Genomic DNA, 15,774 nt, shown 5'->3' with positions numbered 1-15,774 from the left:
AAAGATCCCGTCCCGCAGAAATAATCTGCGGGACGGGATCTTTAGCAGCTAGCTAGTGCTTAGCCCTGGCGAACCAGAGCCAGAACCTCGTCGCGGACGCGCTCCATAGTCGCAACATCCGGTGCCTCAAGGTTCAGGCGCAGGAAAGGCTCGGTGTTCGAAGGACGCAGGTTCACCCACCAACCCTCTTCGGTGTTGGTGAAGGTGGTGCCGTCGGAGTCCTCAACAACCACGGGAGCGTTAGCGTAGTGTGCACGCACGCGGTCCACAGCGGCTGCCTTGTCTTCCAGCTCGGAGTTGATCTCACCGGAAGCAACGTACGGAGAGTACTTCGCGCTGATCTCGGAGAGAGGCTGATCGCTACCACCCAGAGCAGCCAGCACGTGCATTGCAGCGAGCATGCCGGTGTCTGCGTTGAAGAAGTCCTTGAAGTAGTAGTGAGCGGAGTGCTCGCCACCGAAAACGCCGTTCTCCTCAGCCATAACAGCCTTGATGAAGGAGTGGCCCACGCGGGTCTTCACTGCGCGGCCGCCCAGCTTCTCAACCAGCTCAGGAACAGCCTTCGAGGTGATCAGGTTGTAGATGATGACGGGCTCTTCGTTACCCTCAGCCTTCGCACGAGCAATCTCGCGCTCAGCAACCAGAGCGGTCACAGCGGAAGGAGTGACGGGCTCACCCTTCTCGTCGATGACGAAGCAACGGTCAGCGTCGCCGTCGAATGCCAGACCAATGTCAGCACCGTGCTCAACAACAGCCTTCTGCAGGTCAACCAGGTTAGCCGGCTCCAGCGGGTTAGCCGGGTGGTTCGGGAAGGTACCGTCCAGCTCGAAGTACAGAGGAACGATTTCCAGGGGCAGGCCCGGCAGGATGGTGTCGCCCAGAACAGCGGGAGTGGTCATACCACCCATGCCGTTACCAGCGTCAACAACAACCTTCAGGGGGCGGATGGAAGACAGATCAACCAGCTTGCGCAGGTACTCTGCGTAAGGCTTGAGAATGTCCTTCTCAGAAACGGTGCCGACCTTCTCAACCGAAGGAATCTCGCCCGAATCCAGGTACTTCTGAGCCAGATCGCGAATATCGAACAGACCGGACTCGGAAGACAGCGGAACAGCGCCAGCCTTGGACATCTTCATGCCGTTGTACTCTGCGGGGTTGTGGCTAGCGGTGAAGGTAACACCGGCAGCGTTCTCAACGCCACATGCGAAGTACAGAACGTCAGTGGAGATCAGGCCGATCTTCTCAACATTTGCACCGCGAGCGGTTGCACCCTGGGCGAATGCATCCATGAATTCGGGGGAGGAGGGGCGCATGTCGCCACCGACCAGAATGGTCTGGCCCTCCAGACCCAGAACGTCTACGAAAGCCGCGCCGGTAGCGCGAACAGTCTCTGCGGTAATGGTCTCGCCGACGATGCCACGCACGTCGTACGCTTTGAATGAGTCATGTAGATTAATAGTAGTCACGCCTTTTATTTTAGCGGTAAAGAAGTGCAACTAGCCTCTATAATGGGCAGGTAAAACCTTATAAATTCCGCTGAATGTATGGGTTTTTTATCACGTCACTTGCTTCAAACAACTCACGTCGAGAGGTATTTTCCCCCATGGGTGAGATTTTTCCCCTAAAAAACCAGATTCAGAATTATGCGTGGGGTTCCCGCGAAATTCTCGGACGCATGCGTGGCGTGCCCGTCCCCACCGAACAGCCCGAGGCTGAGGTGTGGGTTGGCGCGCATCCGGCTGCGCCCTCCCGTGCGACCGTTGACGGCACCGAGTCCCCGCTCAACGAGCTGATCCAGGCTGAGCCGTCCCGTTTCTTGCGTCCGGACCGTACCTCCGACTGGTTCCCCTTCCTCTTTAAGATCCTTGCGATTGACGCCCCCCTGTCGATTCAGGTGCACCCCACCCCCGAGCAGGCTATTGCCGGCTTCGAGGATGAGCAGGCACGCGGCATCGCGATTGACGCGCCGCACCGTAACTACAAGGACCGCTACTCCAAGCCTGAAACCGTCATCGCCCTGACCCAGATGCGCGTGCTCACCGGTGTGCGCACCTCTGAGCAGCTGGCAGAGCTGGCTGAGGCGTTCAAGGCTGGCTGGCTGGCAGAGCGTGTGGAGCTCACCCCCAAGCAGCTGCTGACCGAGATTATCCGCATGCCCGAAGAGACCGCCACCGCGGCTGTTGAGCAGGTTGTTGAGGCGGCGGCACAGCTGACCGGCTCCGACAACGCACTCATCGCTGACGCAGCTGAGCTCGTGCAGATTGTTGCCGGCAAGTACCCCGGCGACCGCGGTCTGCTCGTTGCCTTCGTCATGAACCTGGTTCACCTGGCACCGGGCGAATCTGCCTTCACCCCCGACGGTCAGGTGCACGCCTACGTCTCCGGCACCGCTATTGAGCTGATGAACCCCTCCGATAACGTGATGCGCGCGGGCCTGACCGCAAAGCACATCGACACCGAGGAGCTCATCAAGGTTCTTGGCGAAAGCCAGGACGCCCCCGTTATCCAGCGTCCCACCCCCGAGAACGCACCTGTGGGCACCTACGCCATGTGGGACGAGCGTATGAGCGTAACCCGCATCCGCGTTGAAGAGGGCAAGCCGCAGGAATACACCTTCGAGGGCATTAGCGCCGCGCTGAGCGTATCCGGCAAAATTACTATTCACGCAGCAGACGGCAACGGTACCGAAGAGTTCGTGCTGGGCGCCACCGAGTCGGTACTGCACGTGGGTGAGCCCTCCGAGGCAACCCTGAGCGGTAGCGGTGAGCTGTACATCGCTTCTTATGTTTAGGAAATAATCCTCGATAACTAAAACTTCTAGACAGTTATAACTAGCCAGTTATAAGGAGTGTCGAAAGATACTTCAAGACTGGCACATAATAAAGAATCCACGTTCTTCCCTATATCTATTCAGGTCGGGGGAGGCGTGGATTTTTTATGCCCCGAATAGGGGAGGCAGGGGATATTTTGTGCCTACCCTGCACAGTGTGTTCTGGGTAACCTATAATTGGTCTTATAAATATGCGTATACCTGTGCCTTTATGCACCTCTTCCTCAGGTACGCAGCCCCAAACAACTAGGAGAACACCGTGAAGATCATCCTCACCGTCACAGGCATCGACCACGAAGGCATCATCGCCGCCGTGACCGCAACCCTCGCCGAGCGCAAGGTCAACGTCCTCGACGTCTCCCAGACCATCATGGGCGAATTCTTCACCATGATCATGCACTGCTCCTTCGACGAAGAGCAGCAGAACCTCATCGACCTGCAGGAAGCCATGGTTGGTGTCGAGCACGAACAGAAGGTCCAGATTCGCATCCAGGCAGAATCCATCTTCAAGGCAATGCACACCATCTAAGGCTCCACTTATGCGCAACGCCAACATTCTAGAAACCATCCGAATGATCGAGGAGCAGAAGCTCGACATTCGCACCGTCACCATGGGTATCTCCCTGCTCGACTGCGCCGACTCTGACGGTGAGGTAGCCCGCCGCAAAATCTACGACAAGATCACCAGCCGCGCCGCAAACCTCGTCAGCGTCTGCGAAGGTATCGAAGCTGAGCTCGGCATCCCGATTGTCAACAAGCGCATCGCCGTCACCCCCATCGCGCTGGTGGCAGGCGCCTCCAACGATGAGGACTACGTGGAGTTCGCCCGCACCCTCGACGCAGCTGCTAAGGCAGTCGGCGTGAACTTCGTCGGTGGCTTCAGCGCTCTCGTCGACAAGGGCATGACCCCCGCCGATGAAAAGCTGATTCGCTCCATTCCGCGAGCGCTCGCAGAAACCGACGTGGTCTGCTCCTCCGTAGACATCGGATCCTCCCGCGCCGGCATCAACATGAGCGCCGTCAAACTCATGGGCGAAACCATCCGCGCCACCGCAGACCTGACCGCGGACGCACACGGCTTCGGCTGCGCCAAGCTTGTCGTCTTCGCGAACGCCGTCAGCGACAACCCCTTCATGGCGGGCGCATTCCATGGCGTGCAGGAGGCAGACACCACTATCTCCGTAGGCGTCTCCGGCCCCGGCGTGGTACACCGCGCCCTGCAGAAGGTCCGCGGCGAATCCTTCGACACCTGCGCCGAAGAAATCAAGAAGGCAGCCTTCAAGATTACCCGCGTCGGTCAGCTGGTCGGTACCCTCGCCTCCGAGCGTCTGGGCGTACCCTTCAACATTATTGACCTCTCCCTGGCACCCACCGCAGAGATTGGCGACTCGGTCGCGCACATCCTCGAAGAGATGGGTCTGGAAACCGTCGGTACCCACGGCACCGTTGCGGCACTTGCGCTGCTCAACGATGCGGTGAAGAAGGGCGGCCTCATGGCGTGCTCGAACGTCGGTGGCCTCTCCGGTTCCTTCATTCCGATCTCTGAGGACATCGGCATGATTGAATCCGCAGCCGCCGGACACATCACCCTGGACAAGCTCGAAGCGATGACTGCCATCTGCTCCGTCGGTCTGGACATGGTCGCGGTTCCCGGCGACACCCCCGCCGCCACCCTCGCCGCAATGATTGCCGACGAGGCGGCAATCGGCGTGATGAACCACAAGACCACCGCGGTTCGCGTCATCCCGGCGGTCGGCCTGGGCGTAGGCGACACGGTCGAATTTGGTGGCCTGCTCGGTCGCGCACCCGTCATGCCCACCCACACCCCCAGCGCGGAGGCGTTCATCGCCCGCTGCGGTCGTATTCCGTCGCCGGTTCACGGTTTCCGCAACTAAGTTTGATTCCGTAACTAAGCTCGAATCTGCAACTAAACTCTAGGGGCACTGAGAACCAACAGAAAAAGGGGAGGCACCGAAGATCATCTCTTCGGTGCCTCCCCTTTTTACGCTGTATGAGCTACCAAGAAGCTACTGATACACGAAACGGCTCATCAACGCCTCAAGCGCCAAACGCGCATTCGCGTTCGTCCGCAGACGACGCAGAGTCAGCTCGACCGCCTGCACATCCTCCAGCAGCTGCTGGGCGGAACGGCGGGTGCAGAACGCCTCCAGAGGCTCACGCAAATGCTCATTGACTAGCGGAGCCTGCGCCGACAGAGCCACCGTCAGCGCATCACGCAGAACCGTCTGAACCTGCGCCACGGAACGCAACAGCGTATCGGAGGAAACGCGCTTAGCGCGGCGCTTCTGTTGCTCCTCCAGACGGCGAACCTGCGCTCGCAAGGACGGAGAAACACGCTCACCCTCGCGAATACCCAGCAGTGCCAGAAGCTCCTGGCGTTCCTGCTCATCCTTGAGAGCGGAGACAGCCTGTGCGTCCTGGTTGGCAAGGTCGGTGAGCTTCTCAGCTGCGTTGAAAGCCGAAGAAATAGAACGAACATTCAGAATCAGGGAGGTAATCAACTCCCGACGAGCCATCGCCCGCTCATCGGTCGCCAAACGGTACCCCTCCTGCGCATCGCCCAGAGCCAGACGCGCCGCACGTTGCGCCAAAGGATCAGCCACACCGTGCGCCAGTAGATACTCGTGCACCTGCGCATCGGTAGGAACCGGCAACTGCACCGGACGGCACCGCGAACGAATCGTCACCAGCACATCGGTGGGGGAGGGCGCCGTCAACAACCAAATCGTATGTGGCGGCGGCTCCTCAATCGCCTTCAACAACACATTGGAGGTACGCTCCGGCATGCGCTCGGTGTCCTCGACCAGAATCACGCGCCAGCGACCTACGGTCGGGCGGTCCTGAGCCTTCATGACCAGCTCGCGCGCCTCATCAATGCTGATGTGCGTCGCCTCGGTACTAAAGTGCGTAAAATCTGCGTGCGAACCGTTCATGACGGTCACGCAGCCCTTGCACTGGCCGCAGCCGCGGTTCTGAGGGTCGGGCTGATCGCACAGCAGGGCGGCGGCGAAAACCTTTGCCGCCTCACGGTGAGGCGCACCGGTCGCACCCGTGAAAAGCCAAGCGTGCGTGGGGCGGGCGGCGGCGGCATCCGTGTGTAGTTGCTGGAGCTTATCGGCGGGAATCAGCAGGGTATCCCAGAGGCTCATGAGTCCTCCTTACCGGTGCGGACCAGCTCGCGAGCGGCAAGTAGAGGCTCAATCACCTCGAGCACGCGCGCGTGTACCTGCTCAATCGTTCCCACACCATCAATGATGCGGTGCGAACCGTTAGCGTCCTCGCGGGCGATTTGCTCGAACGCACCGTGAATGCGGGCCTTGAACGCGGCGCCTTCAGCCTCAATACGGTCGACGGTGCCGCGCTGATCCATGCGCTCCTGCTCGGCGCTCAACGGCACACTCAGCAGTAGGGTCGCGTCGGGTACCAGATCGGCGGTAGCCCAGCGGCTCAAATCGACGATGGTTTCAATACCCAGATCGCGGCCAACACCCTGGTACGCGGCGGAAGAATCAATATAGCGGTCACTGAGCACGATGGCGCCCTCAGCGAGCGCCGGGCGAATCAGCTGGGAGGCGTGAGCCGCGCGGGATGCCGCGAAAATCAGCGCCTCGGTGCGGTCGTCAATGGTACCCTGACCCGCTTCAAGGACGAGGGCACGCAGCTTTTCGCCAATCTCGGTGCCGCCGGGTTCGCGGGTGGTGATGACGCGGTATCCGCGGGTGCTGAGTGCTTCATTCAGTAGGGAGAGCTGGGTGGTTTTGCCGGCACCGTCGCCTCCTTCGACCACGATAAAAAGCCCGCGGCGACCGGTCGGGTCGGCGGGAAGATTCTGTGCATCGGGGGTGTAGCTGAGAGTATCCATCACCTTTAAGGGTACCGGGTCTCTTAGCTGCACCGGTGCGGTTTTGGTGATACCTCCGCGTGGGATTGAGCGCGTATCAAGGTAAAAAACATGTAAATCCTGCGTATCGTCACCCGTGCGGGCGTGCGTTCTGGGCGCGGGTGTGCCAGGCTTAAAGACATGAGTGCAGATAACCACGACATGAATTACTCCGCAGAGACCTTCGTCGTCTCTGGCGGTCGCCCGGCACACGAGCATGACGCGCCGGTGAACCCTCCGATCGTTCTTTCTTCTACCTACCGCGGTGTGGATGCCGTCAATATTGAGCAGGACCGTGTGTACGCCCGCTTCTCGAACCCCACCTGGGAGGGCATGGAAGAGGTTGTGGCGAAGCTGGAGAACGCTACCCAGCCCGGTCTGCTGTTCCCCTCCGGTATGGCTGCTGTCGCTGCTGTGATCGACCTGGTGCCGGTTGGTTCCATTGTTCTGATTCCGAAGCACGCATACATGGCGTCGGTGACCCTGTGCAAGGATTTGGAGCGCCGCGGCATCATTGAGCTTGTTCGCGTGGACATTGAAGACACCGAGAGCGTTATCGCCGCTATGGAGGATGCCGCATCCCGCACCGGCGTGACCCCGGAGAACGTGAACTACTCGGCACCGAAGGTCCTGGCGTGGCTGGAAAGCCCCACGAACCCGATGCTTGAGGTCGCTGACCTGCCTGCCCTGCTTTCTGCTGCTCGCCGCCTGGGCATTGTGACCGCGGTGGATAACACCTTCGCAACCCCGATTCTGCAGCGTCCCCTGGATTTGGGTGCTGACGTGGTGGTTCACTCCGCTACGAAGTTCCTCGCGGGCCACTCTGATGTTCTGCTGGGCATGACCCTCACCTCGAATGAGGAACTGTACAAGGCGATGCTGCACCACCGCATCACCAACGGCGCAATCCCCGGCCCCGTGGAGGCATGGCTTGGTCTGCGCGGCCTGCGCACCCTGGCGCTGCGCGTGGAACGTGCTGTGCAGAACGCACAGGTGCTGGCGGAGCGTCTGAGCGAGCACCCCTTCGTGACTGAGGTGCGTTACCCGGGTCTGGAGAGCGACCGCGGTCATGAGGTTGCGAAGAAGCAGATGGACGGTTTCGGTGCGATTTTGTGCGTCACCCTGGATACCGATGCGGCTGGTGCCCGTAACGTCGTGGAGGCGTTGAAGCTGTGGACCCCGGCAACCTCTCTGGGCGGCGTGGAGTCTCTCGTGGAGCGTCGTCGTCGCCACGGTAACGAGCCGGATTCGATTCCCGAATCCCTGCTGCGTCTGTCGGTAGGTATTGAGAACGTCGATGACCTTTACAATGACTTGGTTGAGGCCTTTAATGCTGTCCGCTAGGCACTTTGCTAGGGTTGTCTAGAGAAGCTGCTGATTCTAAGGAATACTATGTCTCCTATTCTGTTGGTCATCTATGTGACCACTCTTATCGATGTGCTACTGGCTGTTGCCGGCGCTGTGGTTGGTGTGCTGGCTTTTGTTCGTGCGTGGTCGTCTCCGGCTAATGCTTACGATTTTGCTGGTAAGCGCCCGAAGAACACGTGGCTGGCTTTGACCGGTGGTTCTGCTGCGGTGTCGCTGTTTAGCGTTTTTGCTGCGGTGACTGGCGGCGGTAATACTGTGCTGATTCTTCAGCTGGTTGCTGCTGTGATTAGCTGCGTGTTCCTGGCTGGTGTGTGGCCTTCGGTGGGTCGCCGCCGTTTCTAGCGTTAGCTTTTGCGCTCGCTTTGTGCGATAGATGGTGAAGCCTCGTGCGCTGTCTGACGGGTTTGTCCCGGTTGGGTGGTGCGCGAGGCTTTGCCCTTTTCTGGCGGGGTTTTTGAGCCTTTCGTTCTGGTAAAAAAGACCCTTATAAATTTTTGGGAGAATGCATACTTTCTAGGCCTTGAGGCATGACAAACCGGCGGGTAAATGAAAAAATAGAGGTATGACTTACAAACTAGTACTCCTGCGCCACGGCCAGTCCGAGTGGAACGAGAAGAACCTGTTCACCGGCTGGGTGGACGTTAACCTGACCGATAAGGGCCGCGCTGAGGCTAAGCGCGGCGGCGAGCTGCTGGCAGAGCGCAACATCCTCCCCGATGTTGTTCACACCTCCCTGCAGCGTCGCGCAATCAACACCGCAAACCTTGCACTGGATGCAGCAGACCGCCTGTGGATTCCCGTCAAGCGCACCTGGCGCCTGAACGAGCGTCACTACGGTGCTCTGCAGGGTAAGAACAAGTCCGAGATTCGCGAGGAATACGGCGACGAGAAGTTCATGACTTGGCGTCGTTCCTACGACGTTCCGCCGCCCCCGCTGGATGACAACGACCCCTACTCGCAGGCACACGACCCCCGCTACGCGGATGTTGAGAACGCTCCTCGCACCGAGTGCCTGAAGGACGTTCTGGGTCGTATGCTTCCCTACTGGGAGTCGGACATCAAGCCCGATCTCGCAGCAGGCAAGACCGTTCTGGTTGCTGCACACGGTAACTCCCTGCGTTCGCTGGTCAAGCACCTCGAGGGTATCTCCGATGAGGACATTGCTGGCCTGAACATCCCCACCGGTATTCCGCTGTACTACGAGCTGGATGAGAACTTCCAGCCCGTCAAGCCCGGCGAGTACCTGGACCCCGAGGCTGCTAAGGACGCTATTGCTGCCGTAGCAAACCAGGGTAAGTAATACCTCCGGCAGGATTTCCCCTGTCATTGTGATGAGCCGTCCACCGTTGAGGTGGGCGGCTCATTGCGTTCTCAGCAGGGTTTCTGTACGGGGAGCCTGCCTGAGAAGACGGGTGCTCGCTCAAGTGCTGGGTATCGGCCACATTTATACTTATGGGGTACCCGAATGGAAGGGAAGTACATGGATGCCGGTCTGATCGCCTTTATTGCGGGCATGATAGGTCTGCTGGTGGGCGTCCTGAGCATGAATGCGGTGGCGCGTAGTGAGCGGGAGCAGGAGCGTAGTTTGGTGTCGGCGCCGGCGCTGCGTGATGGTGCCGCTCAGGTACTTGCTGTGATTGGTCGCGCCTACCTGGTGATTGATGAGGTGGGCGGCGTGGTTCAGGCTTCTCCGGGTGCGTATGCGATGGGTTTGGTGCGTGGTCATACTGTGGCGTCTGATGAGTTGGCGGATATGATTCGCATGGTGCGTCATCGCGGTATTTTTGCGGAGCGTACTTTTGAAATTGACCGCGGTGAGGGTGAGGCGCTGGTGCTGGACGTTCGCGTGGCTTCTTTGGGTGACGAGTACATTCTGGTGCTCGCGGATGACCGCACTGAGATTTCTCGTGTGCAGCGTATGCGTAATGATTTTGTGGCGAATGTGTCGCATGAGTTAAAGACTCCGGTGGGTGCGGTGAGTCTGCTTGCGGAGGCTATTGAACAGGCGAGTGATGACCCGGAGGCTATCGAGTATTTTGTGGGTCGTCTACATAAGGAGACTCGCCGCCTCTCTGCGCTGGTGCGTGACATTATTGAGCTTTCGCGTTTGCAGTCGACCGACGTGATTGCGCGTGGTGGTCCGGTGTCGGTGCCTTCTTTGGTGGCTGATGCGGTGGACCGTTCGCATATTGTGGCGGAGGAGAAGGACATTCAGATTTCTACCCGCATCGAGGAGGTCCCCGAGGTGTACGGTGACGCCGAGCTGCTCGGTATTGCTGTGCAGAACCTGGTGGAGAACGCGGTGCGTTATTCGCCGGAGCATACGAAGGTGGATATTTGGGTGCATCGTGTGGCTGATCAGCTGCTGGTTGAGGTTGCTGATCAGGGCGTGGGTATCCCGGAGGACGAGCAGAAGCGTATTTTTGAGCGTTTTTACCGGGTTGATCCGGCTCGTTCGCGTCAGACGGGCGGCACTGGTTTGGGCTTGAGCATTGTGAAGCATGTGATGACTCAGCACGGTGGTAGCGTGACGGTTCGGTCGATGCCGCAGGAGGGCTCGACGTTTACGTTGGCGTTGCCGCTGAATGAGCCTCCGGCCGCAGTGTAGTGTTAGCGGTATAGGTTTTATGGAATCGAAGGAAGTTATTGATGTCTAAAATTCTGATTGTTGAGGACGAAGAGGCCCTCTCGGATCCCCTTGCGTTTTTGCTGGGTCGTGAGGGTTTCCAGACGATTGTTGTGGACAACGGTCTGGATGCTCTGCCGGTGTTTGACCGCGAGGGCGCGGATTTGGTGCTGCTGGATGTGATGCTTCCGGGCATGTCCGGTATGGAGGTGTGCCGTAAGCTGCGTGAGGTGTCTTCGGTCCCGATTATCATGCTGACCGCTAAGGATTCTGAGCTGGATAAGGTGCTCGGTCTGGAACTGGGCGCTGATGACTATGTGACGAAGCCGTATTCTGCGCGTGAGCTGATTGCTCGTATCCGCGCGGTGTTGCGTCGTCGTTCGGCGGAGACTGATTCTGCTACTGAGTCGGTGTTGCAGGGCGGCCCGGTGCGTATGGACATTGACCGCCATGTGGTGACGGTTAATGGTGAAGAGATTTCTATGCCGCTGAAGGAGTTTGAGCTCCTGGAGATTCTTCTGCGCAATGTGGGTCGTGTGATGACTCGTGGCCAGCTGATTGAGCGCGTGTGGGGGGCCGACTATGTGGGTGATACGAAGACCCTGGATGTGCATATTAAGCGTCTGCGTTCGAAGATTGAGCCGGATTCTTCTGCCCCGCAGTATGTGGTGACGGTTCGCGGCTTGGGCTATAAGTTCGAGGCGTAGGCGGGCTTGAGACTGATGAGTTCTGCTTCTGCGGCGAATACTGCTGTGATTGTTTTGGCGGCTGGTTCGGGTACTCGCCTGGGTGAGCCGATCCCGAAGGCCGCTGTGCGTGTGCATGGTCGTACCCTGCTGGATTATGCGTTGGAGGGTGCGCTCGCTTCGGGCGTTGCTGAGCATGTGGTGGTGACTGTTCCTGCTGATTGTTCGGCGAGTTGCCCGGAGCTTTTGGAGGATGCCCGCCGTGCCGGTGCGTTGATTACAGCCGGTGGTGATACTCGTACTGCTTCGGTGGTTGCGGCGTTGGATGCTCTGAAGGATGCGCAGGTTCCGGTGGATTATGTGCTGATTCATGATTGTGCTCGTGCGTTTACTCCGCCGCAGGTGTATCACCGTGTAATTGAGGGCTTGGGTTCTGAGAGCCCGCAGGGTGTTGTGCGTGCGGTGATTCCTGTGTTGCCGGTGGTGGATACGGTGAAGACTGTGGATTCTGCTGGTTTGGTGACGGGTACTCCTTCGCGTGCGCAGATGCGTGCGGTGCAGACTCCTCAGGGTTTTGAGGTAGCTACTCTGTTGGCGGCGCATGAGCGTAGCCGTTCCCTGCCTGCTGAGGAGGCTGAGCTGCTTACTGATGATGCGATGGCGATGGAGGCGGCGGGTGAGCCGGTGTTGACGGTTGCCGGTGCTGCGGATGCGTTTAAGGTGACGACTCCGATGGATTTGCGGGTTGCTCGCGCGCTGTTTGGTGATTCTGCTACCTAACCTTGCCGCCTAATGCCTCTTTTGCCGAGGCATTGCTGCTGAGAAGATGTTTGATCGATTGAAGGGTCCTGTGATGACTGTTATTCCTCGTGTTGGTACCGGTGTTGATGTCCACGCTTTTGGCGAAGAGGGCACTCCCCTGTATATTGCTGGTCTGCATTGGCCGGGTGAGCGTGGTTTGAGCGGCCATTCTGATGGTGATGTGGTGGCTCATGCTGCCGCGGATGCTCTTTTTGCCGCCTCCGGCACGGGGGATTTGGGCTCTAATTTTGGTGTGGACCGCCCGGATATGAAGGGCGCTTCGGGTGTTCGTATTCTTTCTGAGGCTGCGGCGATTGTGCGTGCTGCTGGTTTTGAGATTGGTAATGTGAGCGTTCAGCTGGTGGGTAACCGCCCGAAGTTCTCCCCGCGCCGTGATGAGGCGAACCGTGTGCTGAGCGAGGCGGCGGGTGCTCCGGTGACGGTGATTGCGACGACTACTGACGGTCTGGGTTTGACGGGCCGCGGCGAGGGTGTGGCTGCTATTGCGACGGCGCTGGTGTATCCGCGTTCGTAGGTGTTTGGCTGCTTCGAGCCATTCTGTAACCTATCGCTGATTTACCGCCCCGGCGTCTGAACCGACCCCGTAGAATGAGAGTGTGACTATGCGTTTTTATGATTCAGCTTCCGCGACTATTCGCGAGTTTGAGCCCGTCGTGCCCGGTGAGGCGCGTATCTATTATTGTGGTGCTACGGTGCAGGGTGAACCGCATCTGGGCCACATCCGTTCGGCGTTGGTTTTTGACCAGTTGAGCCGTTGGATGCGTTACCGTGGTTTGAAGGTGACGACGGTCCGCAATGTCACTGATATTGATGACAAGATTTTGGCGAAGTCTGCTGATTCTATGGAGCCCGGTTTTGAGGGTGAGTTCCCGAATGAGCAGTGGTGGGCGCTCGCGTATCGTTTTGAGAAGGTTTTTGCTCAGGCGTATGCGGCGTTGGGTATTGATCCGCCGACGTATGAGCCGCGCGCGACCGGTCATATTCCGGAGATGTTTGCTCTGATTCAGCGTCTGATTGATCGTGGCCACGCGTATCCTGCACTGGATGATTCTGGTGACGTGTATTTTGATGTGCGTTCGTGGGATAAGTATGGTGCGCTGACGAATCAGAGCGTTGAGGATATGCAGGATTCTGCGGATGCTGATCCGCGCGGTAAGCGTGACCCTCGCGATTTTGCCCTGTGGAAGGGCTATAAGGAGGGTGAGCCGCTGACTGCTTCGTGGGAGTCTCCGTGGGGTCGCGGCCGTCCGGGCTGGCACCTGGAGTGCTCGGCGATGGCTGGTAAGTATTTGGGTTCGCGTTTCGATATTCACGGTGGCGGTTTGGATTTGCGTTTCCCGCACCATGAGAATGAGCTGGCGCAGTCGACTGCAGCTGGCGATGATTTCGCGAATTTCTGGATGCATAACGGCATGGTCACCTATGAGGGTGAGAAGATGTCGAAGTCTATCGGTAATACGATTTCGCCGGCGCAGATGCTGCAGATGGCCCGTCCGCTGGTGGTTCGTTATTACCTGGGTAGTGCGCATTATCGTTCGATTCTTGATTACCGTCCGTCGTCTTTGCAGGAGGCGGCAACCGCTATTGAGCGTGTTGAGGCGTTCCTTGCCGCTACTCAGGATGTGCTGAAGCCGGGTCGTGAGGTTCCGGAGGCTTTCGCTGAGGCTATGGATGATGACGTGAATATTCCGCGTGCTCTCGCGGTTCTGCATGAGCAGACTCGTGCGGGTAATGCGGCGCTTGCTGCTGGTGAGGATGCTTCGGAGGCGGCGAATGCTGTGATGGCTATGGCTGAGGTTCTGGGCTTGGCGCAGTTGATGAGCTTTAACGCTGAGGGCACTTCGGGTGCTGAGCATGAGGCTCTGGATGCGCTGATTCAGGCTGTGTTGGCGGAGCGTGCTGATGCTCGTGCTCAGAAGGATTGGGCGAAGGCTGATGCGATGCGTGATCTGTTGGCGTCTGCTGGTGTGCAGGTGAAGGATGGCGCGAATGGTTCGAGCTGGAGCGTTGGCTAGAGGGTGATGTGCCCCGCGTTTGTGCGTAAGGCTTAGGTCGCGCGGGTTTCTCTCGCGTAGACTCGTATTCATTACTTTGACGAAGGAAGAGAAGAATGGCTAAGGCAGGTTCGCGCCCGGGCGCTACCAGCAAGAAGAAGGGTGCTACTAAGGGCACTGGTGGTCACGGCCGTAAGGCGCTTGAGGGTAAAGGCCCTACTCCGAAGGCTGAGGACCGCGTTTATCACAAGGCGTATAAGATGAAGCGCGCGGCTGAGCGTCGTGCTGCTACCGGTACGAACCGTAAGTTCCAGACTCGTCTGGGCGGTAAGCGTGCTAGCGATGAGCTGGTGACTGGTCGTAATGCGGTGCTTGAGGCTCTGCGTACTGAGATTCCCTCGAAGCACTTGTACATCATGAGCCGTGTTGAGGTTGATGACCGCGTTCGCGAGATCATGACTATTGCGAATAAGCGCAATATTCCGATGCTGGAGATTCCGCGTAGCGAGCTGGATCGTTTGACTGATGGTTCTGTGCATCAGGGTGTTGCGATGCAGATTCCTCCGTACAAGTATCCGGACGCTACTGACCTGGTGCTGGATACTATGGAGCGTTGGCACTCGGGTAAGCTGTCGACTCCGCCGCTGTTTGTTGCTTTGGACGGTATTACTGATCCGCGTAACTTGGGTGCGATTATTCGTAGCGTGTCCGCGTTTAGCGGTGATGGCGTGATTATTCCTGAGCGTCGTTCGGCTGCTGTGACTGCTGGTGCGTGGAAGACTAGTGCTGGTGCGGCTGCTCGTATTCCTGTTGCGATGGCGACTAATCTGACTCGCGTGATTCAGCAGGCTAAGGAGCAGGGTATTTTCGTGATTGGTCTGGATGGCGGCGGCGATATTGAGTTGCCGGCTCTGGAGCTTGCGAATGAGCCGCTGTGCGTGGTGGTTGGTTCTGAGGGTAAGGGTTTGTCCCGCCTGGTGACTGAGAACTGCGATCAGATTGTGTCGATTCCGATTGATTCTGCGATGGAGTCTTTGAACGCGGCGATGGCTGTGGGTATTACTCTGTACGATGTTTCTCGTCGTCGCGCTTCCGCGAACTAAAGTTTTGAAGCTTGCGAGCTACGGGCTGTAGCTCTGTAGCTTGAACCCTATAGCTTGAACAAGGAGGGCGCCCCGTGAGGGGGTGCCCTCCTTTTCTGTGCTCTCCCCATATATAGGTGCTCATATATAGGGAGACTACAGAACTGGGAGGTACAGAACGGGGAAGTGCAGCGGTACAGATATGCGGGATACAGAGATGGGGGAGGGGGCGGAGCCCCTCTTCCCATCTTTTCTTCCCGTCTTCTCTTCTTATCTTCTTGATGCTGAGAGGCTTTTCTGCCCTTCTATATGGGCTCTTCAGGGAGCTTCTGCAGGTTTTTCGGGGTCTTTTGAAGGTTTTTAAACTTTTTTCAAAGAGCTTTTGAGGAGCTTATCCTGTGCTGACTAGGCGGTTTGGTGTCTGTGAGGGTGTTTGAGACCCTTTCAAGGTCCTTTTTGTGGTCT

15 protein-coding genes are annotated in these 15,774 nt (G+C 58.3%); 12 read left to right on the top strand and 3 right to left on the bottom strand.

The window, feature by feature from the left end:
• Nucleotides 1-59 precede the first annotated feature (59 nt).
• Nucleotides 60-1,466, bottom strand: coding sequence for a phosphomannomutase/phosphoglucomutase (locus HMPREF2980_RS01780; RefSeq protein ID WP_070605030.1), 1,407 nt, complete (start codon nt 1,464-1,466; stop codon nt 60-62).
• Between the two features lie 137 nt (nt 1,467-1,603).
• Between HMPREF2980_RS01780 and manA the strand changes: the two genes are divergently transcribed.
• From manA to HMPREF2980_RS01765, 3 genes are all read left to right on the top strand, one after another.
• Complete coding sequence (gene manA / locus HMPREF2980_RS01775) at nt 1,604-2,791, top strand: mannose-6-phosphate isomerase, class I (RefSeq protein ID WP_070689921.1); 1,188 nt, start codon at nt 1,604-1,606, stop codon at nt 2,789-2,791.
• 298 nt (nt 2,792-3,089) lie between these two features.
• A complete protein-coding gene (locus HMPREF2980_RS01770) occupies nt 3,090-3,359 on the top strand; it encodes an ACT domain-containing protein (RefSeq protein WP_005507158.1) in 270 nt (89 codons plus the stop codon).
• A 10-nt stretch (nt 3,360-3,369) separates the two neighbouring features.
• A complete protein-coding gene (locus tag HMPREF2980_RS01765; protein WP_070688145.1) occupies nt 3,370-4,725 on the top strand; it encodes a PFL family protein in 1,356 nt (451 codons plus the stop codon).
• 132 nt (nt 4,726-4,857) lie between these two features.
• On the opposite strand, the gene HMPREF2980_RS01760 is transcribed toward HMPREF2980_RS01765, so the two are convergent.
• Nucleotides 4,858-6,000: a DNA polymerase III subunit delta' gene (locus HMPREF2980_RS01760; protein WP_049346701.1), complete on the bottom strand. Its 1,143-nt coding sequence runs from the start codon at nt 5,998-6,000 to the stop codon at nt 4,858-4,860.
• On the bottom strand, nt 5,997-6,713 hold the full coding sequence (gene tmk / locus HMPREF2980_RS01755; protein WP_080974871.1) for a dTMP kinase: 717 nt from the start codon (nt 6,711-6,713) through the stop codon (nt 5,997-5,999). The genes HMPREF2980_RS01760 and tmk overlap by 4 nt, the downstream gene beginning before the upstream one ends.
• A 159-nt stretch (nt 6,714-6,872) precedes the next feature.
• On the opposite strand from tmk, the gene HMPREF2980_RS01750 reads away from it, so the two are divergent.
• From HMPREF2980_RS01750 to rlmB, 9 genes are all read left to right on the top strand, one after another.
• Nucleotides 6,873-8,075 (top strand): trans-sulfuration enzyme family protein, encoded by a 1,203-nt coding sequence (locus HMPREF2980_RS01750; protein WP_049340345.1) that lies wholly within the window; start codon nt 6,873-6,875, stop codon nt 8,073-8,075.
• 48 nt (nt 8,076-8,123) lie between these two features.
• Nucleotides 8,124-8,441 carry a DUF2516 family protein gene (locus HMPREF2980_RS01745; RefSeq protein ID WP_070634707.1) on the top strand — a complete coding sequence of 106 codons (318 nt, stop codon included), beginning with the start codon at nt 8,124-8,126 and terminating at the stop codon, nt 8,439-8,441.
• A 220-nt stretch (nt 8,442-8,661) separates the two neighbouring features.
• Entirely contained in the window at nt 8,662-9,399 is a 738-nt protein-coding gene (locus HMPREF2980_RS01740; protein WP_005507152.1) for a phosphoglyceromutase, read from the top strand.
• 165 nt (nt 9,400-9,564) lie between these two features.
• The gene (locus tag HMPREF2980_RS01735) at nt 9,565-10,707 is read left to right on the top strand and encodes a sensor histidine kinase (protein WP_239665180.1); all 1,143 of its coding nucleotides are present in this window, start codon (nt 9,565-9,567) and stop codon (nt 10,705-10,707) included.
• Between the two features lie 41 nt (nt 10,708-10,748).
• Complete coding sequence (locus tag HMPREF2980_RS01730) at nt 10,749-11,432, top strand: response regulator transcription factor (RefSeq protein ID WP_005507150.1); 684 nt, start codon at nt 10,749-10,751, stop codon at nt 11,430-11,432.
• A 15-nt stretch (nt 11,433-11,447) separates the two neighbouring features.
• Nucleotides 11,448-12,191 carry a 2-C-methyl-D-erythritol 4-phosphate cytidylyltransferase gene (gene ispD / locus HMPREF2980_RS01725; RefSeq protein ID WP_049350517.1) on the top strand — a complete coding sequence of 248 codons (744 nt, stop codon included), beginning with the start codon at nt 11,448-11,450 and terminating at the stop codon, nt 12,189-12,191.
• Nucleotides 12,192-12,264: 73 nt separating this feature from the next.
• Entirely contained in the window at nt 12,265-12,747 is a 483-nt protein-coding gene (gene ispF, locus HMPREF2980_RS01720; RefSeq protein WP_005509302.1) for a 2-C-methyl-D-erythritol 2,4-cyclodiphosphate synthase, read from the top strand.
• Between the two features lie 82 nt (nt 12,748-12,829).
• Entirely contained in the window at nt 12,830-14,248 is a 1,419-nt protein-coding gene (cysS, locus tag HMPREF2980_RS01715; protein WP_044146129.1) for a cysteine--tRNA ligase, read from the top strand.
• Nucleotides 14,249-14,343: 95 nt separating this feature from the next.
• A complete protein-coding gene (gene rlmB / locus HMPREF2980_RS01710; protein WP_005507146.1) occupies nt 14,344-15,330 on the top strand; it encodes a 23S rRNA (guanosine(2251)-2'-O)-methyltransferase RlmB in 987 nt (328 codons plus the stop codon).
• Nucleotides 15,331-15,774 lie beyond the last annotated feature (444 nt).

The organism is Rothia sp. HMSC076D04, from assembly GCF_001814645.1.
Lineage (GTDB): Bacteria > Actinomycetota > Actinomycetes > Actinomycetales > Micrococcaceae > Rothia > Rothia mucilaginosa.
This window is presented reverse-complemented; position numbering and strand designations above follow the sequence as displayed.

Bases quoted from the DNA above. Each gene is read 5' to 3' on its own strand.
- HMPREF2980_RS01740 (WP_005507152.1), top strand. From the start codon at position 8,662: ATGACTTACAAACTAGTACTCCTGCGCCACGGCCAGTCCGAGTGGAAC.
- HMPREF2980_RS01760 (WP_049346701.1), bottom strand. From the start codon at position 6,000: ATGAGCCTCTGGGATACCCTGCTGATTCCCGCCGATAAGCTCCAGCAA.
- HMPREF2980_RS01765 (WP_070688145.1), top strand. From the start codon at position 3,370: ATGCGCAACGCCAACATTCTAGAAACCATCCGAATGATCGAGGAGCAG.
- ispD (WP_049350517.1), top strand. From the start codon at position 11,448: ATGAGTTCTGCTTCTGCGGCGAATACTGCTGTGATTGTTTTGGCGGCT.
- HMPREF2980_RS01750 (WP_049340345.1), top strand. From the start codon at position 6,873: ATGAGTGCAGATAACCACGACATGAATTACTCCGCAGAGACCTTCGTC.
- ispF (WP_005509302.1), top strand. From the start codon at position 12,265: ATGACTGTTATTCCTCGTGTTGGTACCGGTGTTGATGTCCACGCTTTT.
- tmk (WP_080974871.1), bottom strand. From the start codon at position 6,713: ATGGATACTCTCAGCTACACCCCCGATGCACAGAATCTTCCCGCCGAC.
- HMPREF2980_RS01745 (WP_070634707.1), top strand. From the start codon at position 8,124: ATGTCTCCTATTCTGTTGGTCATCTATGTGACCACTCTTATCGATGTG.
- HMPREF2980_RS01730 (WP_005507150.1), top strand. From the start codon at position 10,749: ATGTCTAAAATTCTGATTGTTGAGGACGAAGAGGCCCTCTCGGATCCC.
- HMPREF2980_RS01735 (WP_239665180.1), top strand. From the start codon at position 9,565: ATGGAAGGGAAGTACATGGATGCCGGTCTGATCGCCTTTATTGCGGGC.
- manA (WP_070689921.1), top strand. From the start codon at position 1,604: ATGGGTGAGATTTTTCCCCTAAAAAACCAGATTCAGAATTATGCGTGG.
- rlmB (WP_005507146.1), top strand. From the start codon at position 14,344: ATGGCTAAGGCAGGTTCGCGCCCGGGCGCTACCAGCAAGAAGAAGGGT.